Consider the following 13,220-nt stretch of genomic DNA (forward strand, 5'->3'; position numbering starts at 1 on the left):
GACTATAAGGCGGTGAGTGACGGCACGAATGATTATGCCGCCCAGGACTTTCGTCTCCGCGGATCGTTCATTGTCACGCAGGCGATCAACGACTACATGACGTACATATTCTATTTCCGGCCGCATATCACCGGTAACAACGGTGACGATTACAGCAGTACGTACGAACGCTACTGGACGTTCACGGGAGTCGAATTCAGCTTCTAAGGGGGCGGGAAACCGTGATGAAGAAAAACTTTCAAATCCTGGGAATCGCGGTGGGGCTGGCGTTGACGGCATGCTCCGATCTTAAGAACCTTCCGGAAGGCGGAAAGCTCAAGAATGAAATGATCACGTCTAAGGAGTGCGACGGCGACCTCGCCCTGCCGGACGCAAGGGGCGTCGCCCATGTGAACTTCATTAAAGACGCCACAAAAGACAAGCTCCTGGCGGAAGCAAAAACGGTCATGTGGAAGAAGCCGATGGATCAGGCCCATGCCCATATTCCGGCCGTGATTCTCGGCCTGGCGGCGCGCTCAAAAGAAGACCGCCAATTCATTATGAAGAATATCTTAGGGAAGGATAACGACCAATTGGAGGATCTTGGAGGCTCAATTCCGCTGATGCTTGGAAACGCCAGCGCTCGATCGATTCAGGCAGCGTCGACCAACCTCGCCAGCGCACACAAGATGGAAGATTTGCGGGCGATCATACAATTCGATGTCACGGACGATGATCTGGCACCCGCAAGACCTCACCTCGTGATCCCCGGAACCGATTTGGCCGGTTGGTATAGTACCGACCGGAGTCCTATTGAGCTGGACGATTTGACCGATATCAAAGAAAGAAGAGCGAGCCTGCAGATAAGGGCTAAGAGCGGACAAAATGTGCAAGCGGTGACCGGCGGAATCGCCAACATCACGGCGATGGCGATGGATCTCGGGGAAAAAGTGAGCCCGGTCCCTTATTACGTCCCGGCGGACCCCCAACCTGATCCTGCTTCTTTAGCCAAAGAAACCCCGGCGATTAAAGCATCCGAAACCGGGAAACCGATCGAGATCGCCGTGGCCCCCGACCCCTCACCGCCCGAGGGTGTGACTCGCCAATTCATCGTTCAGATTCGCCCTCCGACGATTAGTCCGTCCAGCGGAGGAACTCAATACACCTGTATCCAGACCGACAATGGTCAGGCGTCCGTTGTCGTCCCCAGCGAATGGAAATCGGGAGACAAAGCCGGAGCCATTGCACCGGGCGGATATCTTGTCCTTGTGGCTCGACGATATGTCACCGCTACCGATGTCGCGGATGAAGCCAAGGGGAAGTTCTACGTCCAGACGTTGAGCACCTTTGCCCTAAGAACGGAACTCAAAAAGCCCGAGAAAAAGTAATCGTTCTGCCAGGTTGGGCTGCCTTGACAGAGAGCGGCCCATCTATATATTGCGTCGCTTTTCCTATGCTCATCTATGTACGAAATATCCCCCCCGATGGTCTCGACGTGGATTTTAAAATGTCTTCTTCGATCATGACCTCCAGAATGGCGGTTCATGACGAATTGAAGGAGACATTCCGCAAAGACGTGGACTGTCACCTCCGCCTCGAGGTTTCCAAAAAGGATGTTTATGTGAGCGGTTCCGCGGAAACATCGATTCATCCCACCTGTGCGCGATGCGATGAGCCGTTTGATCAGCCCCTGTTCACAGACCTCTCCATGACCTGCAGCCCCGCCCCCGATTCGACAAAGGCTGCGGACAGTTACCAGGAATCGGAAGAGGGGTTGGTGTTCTATCGAAACGACCAGCTCGACCTGTCTGAAATCGTGCGCGAACAGGTTCTTCTTTCGCTTCCGATGAGATATCTCTGTAAAGAGGATTGTCTGGGATTGTGTTCCCGCTGCGGATGGAACCTAAATCTGGGCGATCATGCGTGCGCCGTAAGGGTGACGAAACATTAAATCAGGAGGTCTGCCGTGCCCGTTCCTAAGAGAAAAGTCTCCAAATCCCGCGTCGCAAGCCGGCGCGCGCAGGATAAAATGACACCGCCGGGACACATTCGTCCGTGTCCTCAGTGCGCGGAGCCGATGCTGATGCACCGGATTTGTTCGAGCTGCGGGTACTATCGGGGCAAAGAAGTCGTCGAAATTCCGATCGAGTAGCGCCCCGCCTGTGGAACCATTTATCGGAAAGGAGCCACGATGAAGACGGCCGAAGATCTTCTCAAAGGCAAGGGATACGACGTTTTCTCGGTTTCGCCGAAAGATTCTGTTTTCGAAGCGGTGGGACTGATGGCCGACAAGAACATCGGTTCGGTCCTGGTCATGGAGGGGAAAAAGCTCCTCGGCATCGTCACGGAGCGGGACTACGCCCGGAAGATCATATTGGAAGGGAAACGCTCACGCGAAACCCCGGTCCTGGACATCATGGAGTCCAAAGTCATCGGTGTGACCCCCGAGCGAACCATCGAGGAGTGCATGGCCATCATGACCGAAGAGCGGATCCGCCATCTCCCGGTGATCGAGGGAGATCAGGTCAGAGGAATCATTTCGATCGGCGATGTCGTCCACGCCCTCATTTCCGAAAAGCAGTTCGTGATCGAGCAGCTCGAAAGCTACATCACCGGACGACCGTAACTTCCTACATCACCATGCCGCCGTCGACGTTCAATACCTGGCCGGTGGTGTACCCCGACGCCTCACTCGCGAAAAACAGAACCGCTTTGGCCACGTCCTGCGGTGTCCCCAGGCGCTTCAACGGAATCGCCTCCATCATTTTCTTCTTCACGTCGTCGGGCAACCCCTCGGTCATCTTCGTCTGAATGAATCCGGGGGCGACGGCGTTCACCCGTACGTTTCGGGACGCCAGCTCCTTGGCGGTCGACTTGGTCAGCGCAATGACCCCCGCCTTGGACGCGGCATAGTTGGCCTGGCCGGCGTTCCCCATCAGGCCGATGACCGAAGCGATATTCACGATGTTCCCCCCCTGTTGCTTCATCATCGGGCGGGCCACCGCCTTGGTGAAAAGAAACGTTCCTTTGAGGTTGACGTTGATGACCGCGTCCCAATCCTCCTCGCTCATCCGGACGAGGAGGGAATCCTTGGTGATTCCTGCGTTGTTGACGAGAATGTCGATCCGGCCGAACGCCTGGGTGATCTCGTCGATCGCATGGGTCACGCTCTCCGCACGGCTCACGTCTGCGGCCACGCATTTCACCTTCCGGCCGAACTGGCTCACCGCTTCCGCGGTTTCGGTCAGCCATTCTTCTTTGAGATCACAGATACCAAGATCGGCGCCGTTTTCCGCCAGAATTTCCGCAATGGCGCGCCCGATTCCCCGAGCTGCACCGGTCACGACCGCCACTTTTCCGTCCACTTGGCCCATGGTTCGCTCTCCTCTCCGCCGAAAAGGCGGGTATAGTATGTAAGCTTCCTCCCCTGTCAAATCCGGTTTGCATCCCTCCCCCGATCCGGGTAAAAGCCGTTCCACTATGGAAAAGACCCTCTATTTCGAAGACCTTGAGATCGGCCAGACCGTAACGTCGGCCCGGCGGACGATCACCGAAGCCGACATCGTCACGTTTGCCGGCATGAGCGGCGATTTCAATCCGCTCCATGTCGACGAAGAGTTCGCCAAGACCACGCTGTTCGGCAAGCGAATCGCTCACGGCCTGCTCGGTCTTTCGATCGCCTCGGGCCTACAGGCACCGACCCCCCCGACTCTGGTGATGGCGTTCATGGGGCTGGAATGGAAGTTCACCAAGCCGATTTTCATCGGTGACACCATCCATTACGTAAACACGATCAAAAGTAAGCGGGAGCTCAAGGAAGATCGCGGAATCGTGATCATGGAGCGGACCCTCTTAAACCAGAACGAAGAGACGGTTCAGAAGGGGACGTTCACGCTCCTCGTGAAGCGGCGCGGGGCCAAATAGCGGGCATGACAGACAACTTGACTCCCGCGCAGAAGGACGGTTTGCTGAAGGGGATTCCTTTGGCCCGATGGGCGGAACCGGAGGGGATTGCCTCGGTGGTTCAGTTTCTGGCCTCGGAACGAGCTTCAAACATCACCGGGCAGGTCATCGGTGTTAACAGAGGAATGTACCTCTAAACGTACGGAGGGAGAATCATGTCAGTGGAAAATAGAGTGAAGGAAATCATCGCGGAACAGTTGAGCGTCGACGGCGCCGAACTCGAGGCTTCCAAGTCGTTCATCAACGATTTGGGCGCCGACTCTCTCGATATCGTGGAACTCGTCATGGCCATGGAGGAAGAGTTCGACATCGAGATCCCGGATGAAGATGCCGAAAAGATTCAAACCGTCGGCGATGCCATCAAGTACATTTCTGAGCACACGTAAACAATTTCTCCGGAGATTGTGTCGATTATGACGACTCACCACTCACGCCGGGTCGTGGTGACCGGGCTCGGCCTGGTTACGCCGCTCGGCATCGGCGTCGAAGAAAACTGGAAAGCGCTGCTGGCCGGCCAGTCCGGGATCGGCCTGATCACGCGTTTCGACGCGACCGACTACGCCGTCAAGATCGCCGCCGAAGTGAAAGGCTTTAACGCGGAAGCCTTCATCGAGAAAAAAGACATCAAGCAAATGGACATCTTCATTCAGTACGCCTTGGCCGCGGCCAAGATGGCGCTGGAAGATTCTGGATTGAAGGCCACGCCCGAAATCGCCGATCGCATCGGAACGGTGGTGGGAGCCGGCCTGGGTGGTTTACCCGAACTGGAGGCCACGCACAAAGACCTCCTGGAAAAAGGGCCCCGCCGCGTGTCACCCTTTTTCATCCCTCGTCTTATCGCCAACCTCGCACCGGGACAGATTTCCATGGCGCACAACTTAAAGGGACCGAATGCCTGTACCGTCACGGCGTGCGCCACCGGCACGCATTCGGTGGGGGACGCGGCGGAAATTATCCGGCGGGGCGCGGCGGACGCCATGGTGGCCGGAGGAACGGAATCGACGATTACCCCTCTCTGTATTGCCGGATTTACGTCCATGAAAGCGCTCTCGCGCCGGAACGACGCCCCCACGAAAGCGAGCCGTCCGTTCGACAAGGATCGCGACGGCTTTGTCGTCGGCGAGGGAGCCGGGATCGTGGTTTTGGAGGAGCTGGAGTTTGCGAAGAAGCGAGGCGCCAAGATTTATGCCGAGTTAATCGGATACGGAATGTCGGCCGATGCCTATCACATCTCCGCCCCGTCGCCTGAGGGTGAAGGCGCCCAACGATGCATGCGGGCGGCTTTGAAAGACGCTCAAATCTCACCTTCCGACGTCGGATATATCAACGCCCACGGCACGTCGACCGAATACAACGACTGGTATGAGACGATAGCCATTAAAAAAGTCTTCGGTGACCACGCCCGAAAGCTCAAGGTCAGCTCCACGAAATCGATGACGGGACATATTCTTGGCGGCGCCGGAGGAATTGAGGCCGTCTACACCGTCCTCGCGATTCACCGCGGCGTTCTCCCCCCGACGATCAACTACGAAACGCCCGATCCGAATTGCGATCTCGACTATGTCCCCAACCAACCCAAGGAAATGCGGGTGAAGATTGCCCTATCGAACTCCTTCGGATTTGGCGGTACGAACGGAACGCTCGCTTTCGGGCGTTTCTCATGAAGGCGGCTCCCCAGCGTTCGACTTCCAAGATAGCGATAGCCGCCGATCATGCTGGTTACAAACTTAAAGAGGTGCTGAAGACATACCTGCGGTCGAAAGGAATCGACACGGTTGATTTTGGAACGAATTCGCCTGAGTCCGTGGATTACCCTGATTATGCGAAACTTGTGGCGGATCCGATCTCGTCTGGGGAAATAGCTCAGGGAATTTTGATTTGCGGCACGGGGATCGGAATGTCGATCACGGCAAATAAATATCCCGGTGTCCGCGCGGCCGTGGCTGCCACGCCCTACATGGCGGAAATGGCCCGGGCGCACAACAACGCAAACATCCTCTGCCTCGGAGGCCGCGTCGTGGATGAACCTACGGCTCGGCAAATTCTCGACGCCTGGCTTGCCGAACCGTTCGAAGGGGGTCGCCACGAGCGGCGGGTGGAAAAAATGAATGAACTCGATCGATCCCGGACGCCTGAAAAGGCGAAAAGGTTATGATCAAAACGCCGCTTCAGCAAAGCGATCCCGAAATTTATCGGGCGATTCAAAAAGAGACTCGGCGTCAATCGAACCAACTCGAGATGATCCCGTCCGAGAATTTTGTCAGTTACGCCGTCTTGGAAGCGGCCGGATCCGTTCTTACGAACAAGTACGCCGAAGGCTATCCGGGAAAGCGGTACTATGGAGGCTGCGAATTCGTCGACGAAGCCGAGAGTCTGGCCATTGAACGAGCGAAGAAATTGTTCGGCGCGACGCACGCCAATGTCCAGCCCCATTCCGGTTCGCAGGCCAACATGGCCGTATATCTCTCCGTTTTGACCCCCGGCGATCGCGTCCTCTCGATGAATCTCGCCCACGGAGGTCATCTGACACACGGCAGCCCCGTGAATTTTTCGGGGAAACTCTTTGAAATCATTCCGTACGGTGTGCGGAAGGAAGACGGCCGGATCGATTACGACGAAGTCGAGACCTTGGCCAAGGAAAAACGGCCCAAGATGATCGTTTGCGGCGCCAGCGCGTACCCGCGGCTTCTCGATTTCGAGCGATTCAGAAAGATCGCCGACAGCGTCGGCGCCTATCTCATGGCGGACATCGCCCATGTGGCTGGACCGGTCGCCGTGGGTCTCCATCCCGACCCAATTCCGCACTGCCACTTCGTGACGACGACGACGCACAAAACATTGCGCGGACCGCGCGGCGGGTTGATTTTCGCCCAGGAGGATGTCGCCAAGAAAGTGAACAGCCTCATTTTTCCCGGCATTCAGGGAGGACCGCTCATGCATATCATCGCAGCGAAAGCTGTGGCATTGGCCGAAGCGTTGAAACCGGAATTCAAGACCTACACGCAACAGGTCCTTTCGAACGCCCGGGCGTTGGCCGATCAGATGACGAAACATGGATTTAAACTCTCCAGCGACGGTACGGATAATCACCTCCTTTTAGTCGATCTCCGGAATCGGAATATCAGCGGGAAGGACGGCGAAGCGGCCCTCGAGCGGGCGGGAATCACGGTAAACAAGAACATGGTCCCGTTTGACGACAAATCGCCCTTCGTCACGAGCGGAATCCGCCTCGGAACGCCCGCGCTGACGACGCGCGGAATGGAAGAGTTCGAAATGAAGTCGATCGGCGACTGGATTCACGAAGTCCTCGGGGATCCTCAAAACGAATCCGCGATCAAGACCGTTCGCGCCCGGGTCGAGAACCTTTGCAGCACGTACCCGATCTACGAAGATCTTTACGTAGCATAAGAACGACTATGTCCCTTCGGGTGGTCATCATCGGCGGCGGCTTCGCGGGAGCCGCGGCGGGATACTTTCTTTCGCGGGAACAAAACGTAAACATCACGCTCCTCGAAGCGGATTGGTCGCCCGGAGTGCATGCGTCGGGTCGAAACGCCGCGCTGATTCGGCAACTATCCACGGACCCCCTAATGACCCATTGTGAGGTCGAAAGCGCCAAGCTTCTTCTCTCCCTGGAAAAGGAATGGGACATCCCTCTTCGGATATCTCGAGCCGGTTCGATTCTTGCGATGGACTCGGCAACAGCCGAAAAATGCCTGGCAGCCGCAAGCGGCGCCACCTTTTTATTCTTTCTCCCATTCCGAATGACTGCCGCTCTTGGCCTTTTTTTTGGGACCTTACGGAAAAAATCTATTTCCGCCCCGAGTCCGGAGGCCTTTTGGTCAGCCCTTGTGATGAAACCGATTGGCCGGCCGAAGAACCCTCCACCGATCCATCTGCGGAAACTTTGCTTGCGGAAAAATTAGCGGCGATTTGTCCCTCCTTGCTCAAAGCTCGGATCACGCACAGATGGGCCGGATTGCGAACGTTCGCGTCCGACAGTCGATTTGTCGCCGGCCGAGATCCCAAGATTCAGAATTTATATTGGATCGCCGCCCTTGGCGGCCAAGGTGTGGCGGTCAATTCCACCTTGGGCGCCCAGGCCGCGCAATGGATCTGCGGAACGAGAGCGGAACCGCAAGAACAACCGTTCTCCCCGTCTCGCTTTACGAGCCCCGCTTCAGGCTCTGCGCGAGGTGACTCGGTTTCGTTTCTGGCGTAGAACCAGGCCGCAATGGCGGCCACAGGAAGAGACTCCTATTGGATGGGACATGCGCTTGCTTTAGCCCGCAAAGGCTTGGGGCTGACGCAGCCCAATCCGCTCGTGGGGTGTGTGGTATTGGATGCCGGCAGGAAACTCACGGGTCGTGGGTTTCACCATCGGGCGGGCGAAGATCACGCCGAGGTTATCGCTCTCACGGAAGCTGCGGAAAAGGCGCGCGGCGGAACGCTGTACGTCACGCTCGAACCTTGCACGCATGTCGGTCGCACACCTCCTTGCATTAATCCCATTTTGGAAAGCGGTGTCTCTCGCGTCGTAATTGCGACGGTCGATCAAAATCCGATCGTACGAAACAAAGGAATCGGGCGGCTTCGGGCGGCGGGAATAACGGTCGACGTCGGATGCCGCGAATCGCAGGCGCGGGCGATGAACCTTCCCTTTTTCACCTGGATCACACACAAACGCCCGCTCGTGACCGTGAAAGTCGCCGTTTCGCTGGACGGAAAAATTGGTGTCGCGGGTCAGCGCCTTCGCCTCACCGGACGGGTGGCGGATCACGTGACGATGCGTCTCCGAGCGGAAGCGGGGGCGATCTTGGTGGGCGCCAACACCGTCATTTCCGACGATCCGCTTCTGACCGTTCGGGGCCGTTATCGAGGCCGGCGACCGGTCCGGGCGATCGTCGACGGAAATCTCCGCACCCCTCCTACGGCTGGAATGTTTTCCGAAGAAGGCGGCCCTATTCGGATTTTTTGCCGGGAAAGCACGCTCAAATCCGAAGACGGCCATAAACGTTCCTCCGCACTGCGGCTGCGCGGCGCCGAGGTCGTTCCCATCGCCACACGAAATCAAGATCCGATCGATATCGGTGCGATCGTTCAAGTACTAGGGGACATCGGTGTAACCGCTATCTTGGTTGAAGGGGGGAGCGAACTGATTTCCCATTTCATCCGCGAAAATCAGATCGATCGGTGGATTCTTTTTGTCTCGCCAACGTTTCTGGGATCCCAAAAAGAAGGCAAAGAAACGATTCCCCTCCTTCGGGAGGGACCCTTTTCCCTGAAATTTCATTCTGTTATAAGGCGAGGTGCCGATTGGGAGGCGATCGTCTTATCGGAAGAGATTCGCCAATTTTTGTAAATATATCGGGTGGTTATATGTTTACCGGGATCATTGAAACAACGGGAATCGTTCAGAGCTGTGAAGGCGGAAAGCTCCGCCTAGCCCGCCCATGGCCGAAAGAATCCCTCCACATCGGACAGAGCATTTCGGTCAACGGCTGCTGCCTCACGATCGTCCGAATCGAAAGAGACCAATTGGAATTCGACCTCTCCCCTGAAACGATCGACCGAACTTCCTTCGGTAAAGTTACTCCAGGAAGTGTTCTCAACCTGGAACGGGGAATGCGTTTGGGAGATTCGATCGACGGCCATCTCGTTTCCGGCCATATCGACGGCGTTGGAACGATCACTAGACTGGAACCGGTCGATTCCGCCAATGTCCGATGGTGGGTCCAATATTCGGCGCATGCCAGGCCGTGGGTTGTGGAAAAGGGATCGGTGGCTCTCGACGGCGTCAGCTTGACCGTTAATGATACCCGCGACGACCTCTTCTCCGTCATGCTCATTCCCCACACGCTGGAAATCACCAACTTCAAACACCGGAAGGCCGGCGACCGAGTGAACTTGGAATTTGATTTGGTCGCCAAGTACGTGCAACGAAATCTGGCGCTTCAAGCCTCGGCGAAAGGGAAGACGGTAAACGTATGAATCTGAAACGGGTCGAACAGGCCTTGAAAGCGTTTCGAGCGGGAAAGATGGTGATCCTGGCCGATGACGAAGAGAGGGAAAACGAAGGCGACTTGGCCATGGCGGCGGAGAAAGTCACGCCGGAGGCGATCAATTTCATGTCGAAGCATGGCCGCGGGTTGATTTGTCTTTCACTTACCGAAGAACGGTGTGAAGAACTCGAACTTCCCCAGATGGTCGACCAGAACACGTCCAAGTATTCCACTGCGTTTACGGTATCGATTGAGGCAAGGGAGGGCGTTACGACCGGGATCTCCGCCTTTGACCGCGCGCATACGATCCGCACGGCCATCGATCCGAAATCCAAGCCGCGCGATTTGGTCCGCCCCGGCCATGTATTTCCGCTGCGGGCTCGTTCCGGAGGCGTCCTGGTTCGAAGCGGTCAGACCGAAGGCTCGGTGGATCTGGCCCGGCTCGCGGAACTTCAATCCGCGGCGGTTATCTGTGAAATCATGAAAAGTGACGGCACGATGGCGCGCATGCCCCAACTCAAACAATTGTCCAAACGTTTCGACATTCCGATCGTCACGATCGCCGATATCATCGCCTACCGTCTGCAACGGGAATCTCTGGTGACCCCCGTCGCGGAGAGCAAACTTCCCAATCTGTTCGGCGCGAATTTCCGTGTGAAGGTTTTTGAAAGCGCCGTGAACGGGTTTCTCCACGTCGCACTGGTTCGAGGAAAGATCCGCCCCGACCGCGCGGCTCTCGTGCGCGTGCATTCGGAGTGTTTCACCGGCGACGTCCTAGGATCGCTGCGCTGCGATTGCCGGGACCAGCTGCACACGTCCTTAAAGATGATTTCGGAATCCGAAGCCGGCGTTCTTCTGTATATCCGGCAGGAAGGAAGGGGCATCGGCCTGGTGAACAAGATCCGCGCGTATGCTTTGCAGGACCAAGGCCACGACACGGTGACCGCCAATGAGAAACTCGGTTTCAAAGCCGACCTTCGCGAATACGGCGTCGGCGCCCAGATTTTGAAAGCGTTGGGCGTCCGAAAGATGAGGTTGTTGACGAACAATCCTCGAAAAATCGTCGGACTCGAAGGGTACGGCCTGGATGTCGTGGAACGGGTTCCGATCGAGATCGAGCCGAACGCGACGAATCTCCGGTATCTTCGGACGAAACAGCGAAGACTCGGTCACATCCTTCAGGTCGTGAACTAAGTGCAACCCGCGGGTCGACATACCGCGCCCGCCTCCTATCGCCTTAAGATTCGGCGAGTCGCTATTGTGGCCAGCCGATGGAACGACCCGGTGACCACGCGTTTGGTAGAGGGAGCGCAGAAGGCTTTGCGCGAAGCCGGTCTGGAAAAGGGTGCGGTCGATTTATTTTGGGTCCCCGGCGCATTTGAACTTCCACAAGCGGTTCAGACTGCCGCCGAAACGAAGAAGTACGACGCGGTCATTCCGATCGGATGCGTGATTCGAGGAGAGACCTATCATTTTGACTTCATCTGCCAGAGCGTCGCGGTAGGACTTGAGGCGGCCGGCCGAGACAGCGGCGTCGCCGTCTCTCTCGGCATCCTCACGGTCGATTCCCTGGAACAGGCGTTGGCTCGAGCGGGTGGAAGATATGGAAATAAAGGCGAAGACGCGGCGTGGGCGGCGTTGGAACTGGCGGTGCTGAAGCAGGAGCTACGCTCCCATGAGTAGCCGTTCGAGGGCGCGGGAGCAGGCACTTCAGATTCTTTACTTGATCGATCTGGCGGGGACGCCGGCCGAACAAGCGCTCTCCATGTTTCGCGCCAATTTCGAATCGAACGAAGAGGATTTCGAGTTTGTCAAGACGTTGGTTCAGGGAGTCGTCACGAAAAAAATCGCCCTGGATGCATTGATCGAATCGCACTCGGAGCACTGGCGGCTATCCCGCATGCCGCGAGTCGATCGCAATGTCCTTCGTATCGGGGCCTTCGAGCTGACCGGCACGCCGGACGTCCCGACCGCCGTGGCCATCGACGAGGCGATCGAGCTGGGGAAAAAATACGGCGAAACCCGGACACCGGCGTTCATCAACGGGATTCTCGATCGAATTTCGAAAGAAGTCCGCGACGGTGTACGATCAACAGCGGGTCGAGGATGAGAAGCGAACGATACACCGGCTTAGTGGATGATCTGGAAACCGACCTCATCATCACGACGCTCTTTGAAACGGACCGTCCGCCGCACGGAACGACCGGCCTCATCGATTGGCGCTTGAACGGCTTTCTCTCCCGAATGATTCTTTCCGGCACCCTCACCGGTAAAGAGGAGGAGTTTACGTTGATCCCCCTTCGCCACCGCCTTCCCGCCCGCCGTCTTCTTCTCGTGGGCTTAGGTAAACCCGAAAATTTTCTTCTCGCAAGGGCTCGCCATTTGGCGTACCGCCTCGGGAAAATTTTAAGCGGCTTGAAAGTCATCGACGTCGCCATGGCGTTTCCGGCGGCTTACGATGAACGGATCCCGGGCGACACGGAACGTTCCGTGTACGACGCCTTCGGCCAAGCCTCCCTCCCCCACGATCTCTTTCTCCATTGGATACCTCCGGCGGAAAAACCGGCCAGGCGGCCGAGTGCAAAAACGTCCGCCCAGAACGTTCAGTACGCATGAATCGCTTTTTACTCGCTCTTTCTTTTTTCGTTCCGTTCGTTATGAGCGCCCAGGCGCAAGAGCAACAATATGTGGGCGCCGACAAGTGCAAGATCTGCCATCAAAAGGCGTACGACATCTGGAATCGCAGCTCTCACTCCCGAGCACACGAAACGCTCCCCCAGGAAAAGCGACAAGAACTCCGTTGCCTCTTTTGTCATGCGACAGATGTTCGAGAGGACCTAAAAGGCTATCGCCTTTTAGCCGTCCAGTGCGAGGCCTGTCACGGCCCCGGCGCCCAACACGTGACTCTCGCGACATCGAACGATCCGGAAGAGAAACAAAAACCGAAGAGTCTTGAAAAAATGACGGAATCGAAATGTCGCGAGTGCCATACCGACGTTCGATCGCCGACCTTGCGTGCGTTTTCGTATGAGACCGCCCTGCAAGCCATCAAACATTGGTAACTCCGCAATTTTCTCCTAACTGCTTGATCTCATAAGCCTTATTGACCCGGCATGGAAAGAACGTTTATACTGTAAGTACACGAGATCACTGAGTTCCGAGCAGGTCGTAGCGGTCATGGAGAAAGTTGGGGGCAACCGTGCGCTGGGAGGCGTACGTGTTTCGGAAACCGATCCTCGTCAAGGAGGCCACTTTGAGCACATCAGAACCGTCCAA

Annotated in this window: 20 protein-coding genes and 1 pseudogene; 20 read left to right on the top strand and 1 reads right to left on the bottom strand. The window is 56.7% G+C overall.

Annotation, left to right across the window (positions count from 1 at the left end; all coding sequences use genetic code 11):
* The 5 genes from VI895_07720 to VI895_07740 form a co-directional block, all read left to right on the top strand.
* Positions 1-207 (top strand): hypothetical protein (locus VI895_07720; protein HLG19686.1); only part of this gene is annotated, 207 nt, incomplete at its 5' end.
* A 17-nt stretch (positions 208-224) separates the two neighbouring features.
* Complete coding sequence (locus VI895_07725) at positions 225-1,367, top strand: hypothetical protein (protein HLG19687.1); 1,143 nt, start codon at positions 225-227, stop codon at positions 1,365-1,367.
* Positions 1,368-1,432: 65 nt separating this feature from the next.
* Entirely contained in the window at positions 1,433-1,930 is a 498-nt protein-coding gene (locus VI895_07730) for a DUF177 domain-containing protein (GenBank protein ID HLG19688.1), read from the top strand.
* A 15-nt stretch (positions 1,931-1,945) separates the two neighbouring features.
* Positions 1,946-2,131, top strand: coding sequence for a 50S ribosomal protein L32 (rpmF, locus tag VI895_07735; GenBank protein ID HLG19689.1), 186 nt, complete (start codon positions 1,946-1,948; stop codon positions 2,129-2,131).
* A 39-nt stretch (positions 2,132-2,170) separates the two neighbouring features.
* Positions 2,171-2,605 (top strand): CBS domain-containing protein, encoded by a 435-nt coding sequence (locus tag VI895_07740; GenBank protein ID HLG19690.1) that lies wholly within the window; start codon positions 2,171-2,173, stop codon positions 2,603-2,605.
* 4 nt (positions 2,606-2,609) lie between these two features.
* On the opposite strand, the gene fabG is transcribed toward VI895_07740, so the two are convergent.
* Positions 2,610-3,353, bottom strand: coding sequence for a 3-oxoacyl-[acyl-carrier-protein] reductase (gene fabG / locus VI895_07745; GenBank protein HLG19691.1), 744 nt, complete (start codon positions 3,351-3,353; stop codon positions 2,610-2,612).
* Positions 3,354-3,459: 106 nt separating this feature from the next.
* Between fabG and VI895_07750 the strand changes: the two genes are divergently transcribed.
* The 15 genes and pseudogenes from VI895_07750 (at position 3,460) to VI895_07820 (ending at position 13,006) form a co-directional block, all read left to right on the top strand.
* On the top strand, positions 3,460-3,903 hold the full coding sequence (locus VI895_07750) for a MaoC/PaaZ C-terminal domain-containing protein (GenBank protein ID HLG19692.1): 444 nt from the start codon (positions 3,460-3,462) through the stop codon (positions 3,901-3,903).
* Between the two features lie 5 nt (positions 3,904-3,908).
* Positions 3,909-4,079, top strand: a complete 171-nt coding sequence (locus VI895_07755) for an SDR family oxidoreductase (GenBank protein HLG19693.1) — start codon at positions 3,909-3,911, stop codon at positions 4,077-4,079.
* A gap of 15 nt (positions 4,080-4,094) precedes the next feature.
* Positions 4,095-4,328: an acyl carrier protein gene (gene acpP / locus VI895_07760; protein ID HLG19694.1), complete on the top strand. Its 234-nt coding sequence runs from the start codon at positions 4,095-4,097 to the stop codon at positions 4,326-4,328.
* 27 nt (positions 4,329-4,355) lie between these two features.
* Entirely contained in the window at positions 4,356-5,606 is a 1,251-nt protein-coding gene (fabF, locus tag VI895_07765) for a beta-ketoacyl-ACP synthase II (protein HLG19695.1), read from the top strand.
* On the top strand, positions 5,603-6,097 hold the full coding sequence (rpiB, locus tag VI895_07770; GenBank protein HLG19696.1) for a ribose 5-phosphate isomerase B: 495 nt from the start codon (positions 5,603-5,605) through the stop codon (positions 6,095-6,097). The genes fabF and rpiB overlap by 4 nt, the downstream gene beginning before the upstream one ends.
* Positions 6,094-7,350 carry a serine hydroxymethyltransferase gene (glyA, locus tag VI895_07775; protein HLG19697.1) on the top strand — a complete coding sequence of 419 codons (1,257 nt, stop codon included), beginning with the start codon at positions 6,094-6,096 and terminating at the stop codon, positions 7,348-7,350. The genes rpiB and glyA overlap by 4 nt, the downstream gene beginning before the upstream one ends.
* A gap of 8 nt (positions 7,351-7,358) precedes the next feature.
* Positions 7,359-7,631: pseudogene (locus VI895_07780) on the top strand (FAD-dependent oxidoreductase).
* Between the two features lie 23 nt (positions 7,632-7,654).
* Positions 7,655-8,164: an FAD-binding oxidoreductase gene (locus VI895_07785; GenBank protein ID HLG19698.1), complete on the top strand. Its 510-nt coding sequence runs from the start codon at positions 7,655-7,657 to the stop codon at positions 8,162-8,164.
* Between the two features lie 12 nt (positions 8,165-8,176).
* Complete coding sequence (gene ribD, locus VI895_07790) at positions 8,177-9,304, top strand: bifunctional diaminohydroxyphosphoribosylaminopyrimidine deaminase/5-amino-6-(5-phosphoribosylamino)uracil reductase RibD (GenBank protein ID HLG19699.1); 1,128 nt, start codon at positions 8,177-8,179, stop codon at positions 9,302-9,304.
* A 17-nt stretch (positions 9,305-9,321) separates the two neighbouring features.
* The gene (locus tag VI895_07795) at positions 9,322-9,933 is read left to right on the top strand and encodes a riboflavin synthase (protein HLG19700.1); all 612 of its coding nucleotides are present in this window, start codon (positions 9,322-9,324) and stop codon (positions 9,931-9,933) included.
* Complete coding sequence (locus tag VI895_07800) at positions 9,930-11,138, top strand: bifunctional 3,4-dihydroxy-2-butanone-4-phosphate synthase/GTP cyclohydrolase II (protein ID HLG19701.1); 1,209 nt, start codon at positions 9,930-9,932, stop codon at positions 11,136-11,138. The genes VI895_07795 and VI895_07800 overlap by 4 nt, the downstream gene beginning before the upstream one ends.
* Positions 11,139-11,627, top strand: coding sequence for a 6,7-dimethyl-8-ribityllumazine synthase (gene ribH / locus VI895_07805; protein HLG19702.1), 489 nt, complete (start codon positions 11,139-11,141; stop codon positions 11,625-11,627). It abuts the gene before it with no gap.
* Positions 11,620-12,054 carry a transcription antitermination factor NusB gene (gene nusB, locus VI895_07810; protein HLG19703.1) on the top strand — a complete coding sequence of 145 codons (435 nt, stop codon included), beginning with the start codon at positions 11,620-11,622 and terminating at the stop codon, positions 12,052-12,054. Before ribH ends, nusB begins: the two co-directional genes overlap by 8 nt.
* Positions 12,051-12,560 carry a M17 family peptidase N-terminal domain-containing protein gene (locus VI895_07815; GenBank protein HLG19704.1) on the top strand — a complete coding sequence of 170 codons (510 nt, stop codon included), beginning with the start codon at positions 12,051-12,053 and terminating at the stop codon, positions 12,558-12,560. Before nusB ends, VI895_07815 begins: the two co-directional genes overlap by 4 nt.
* The gene (locus VI895_07820; protein ID HLG19705.1) at positions 12,557-13,006 is read left to right on the top strand and encodes a multiheme c-type cytochrome; all 450 of its coding nucleotides are present in this window, start codon (positions 12,557-12,559) and stop codon (positions 13,004-13,006) included. The genes VI895_07815 and VI895_07820 overlap by 4 nt, the downstream gene beginning before the upstream one ends.
* Positions 13,007-13,220: the final 214 nt, after the last annotated feature.

It is taken from the genome of Bdellovibrionota bacterium (assembly GCA_035292885.1).
Classification (GTDB): domain Bacteria; phylum Bdellovibrionota_G; class JALEGL01; order JALEGL01; family DATDPG01; genus DATDPG01.

Bases quoted from the DNA above. Each gene is read 5' to 3' on its own strand.
- VI895_07725 (HLG19687.1), top strand. From the start codon at position 225: ATGAAGAAAAACTTTCAAATCCTGGGAATCGCGGTGGGGCTGGCGTTG.
- VI895_07730 (HLG19688.1), top strand. From the start codon at position 1,433: ATGCTCATCTATGTACGAAATATCCCCCCCGATGGTCTCGACGTGGAT.
- VI895_07740 (HLG19690.1), top strand. From the start codon at position 2,171: ATGAAGACGGCCGAAGATCTTCTCAAAGGCAAGGGATACGACGTTTTC.
- fabG (HLG19691.1), bottom strand. From the start codon at position 3,353: ATGGGCCAAGTGGACGGAAAAGTGGCGGTCGTGACCGGTGCAGCTCGG.
- VI895_07750 (HLG19692.1), top strand. From the start codon at position 3,460: ATGGAAAAGACCCTCTATTTCGAAGACCTTGAGATCGGCCAGACCGTA.
- VI895_07755 (HLG19693.1), top strand. From the start codon at position 3,909: ATGACAGACAACTTGACTCCCGCGCAGAAGGACGGTTTGCTGAAGGGG.
- fabF (HLG19695.1), top strand. From the start codon at position 4,356: ATGACGACTCACCACTCACGCCGGGTCGTGGTGACCGGGCTCGGCCTG.
- rpiB (HLG19696.1), top strand. From the start codon at position 5,603: ATGAAGGCGGCTCCCCAGCGTTCGACTTCCAAGATAGCGATAGCCGCC.
- glyA (HLG19697.1), top strand. From the start codon at position 6,094: ATGATCAAAACGCCGCTTCAGCAAAGCGATCCCGAAATTTATCGGGCG.
- VI895_07785 (HLG19698.1), top strand. From the start codon at position 7,655: ATGCCTGGCAGCCGCAAGCGGCGCCACCTTTTTATTCTTTCTCCCATT.
- ribD (HLG19699.1), top strand. From the start codon at position 8,177: ATGGCGGCCACAGGAAGAGACTCCTATTGGATGGGACATGCGCTTGCT.
- VI895_07795 (HLG19700.1), top strand. From the start codon at position 9,322: ATGTTTACCGGGATCATTGAAACAACGGGAATCGTTCAGAGCTGTGAA.
- VI895_07800 (HLG19701.1), top strand. From the start codon at position 9,930: ATGAATCTGAAACGGGTCGAACAGGCCTTGAAAGCGTTTCGAGCGGGA.
- nusB (HLG19703.1), top strand. From the start codon at position 11,620: ATGAGTAGCCGTTCGAGGGCGCGGGAGCAGGCACTTCAGATTCTTTAC.
- VI895_07815 (HLG19704.1), top strand. From the start codon at position 12,051: ATGAGAAGCGAACGATACACCGGCTTAGTGGATGATCTGGAAACCGAC.
- VI895_07820 (HLG19705.1), top strand. From the start codon at position 12,557: ATGAATCGCTTTTTACTCGCTCTTTCTTTTTTCGTTCCGTTCGTTATG.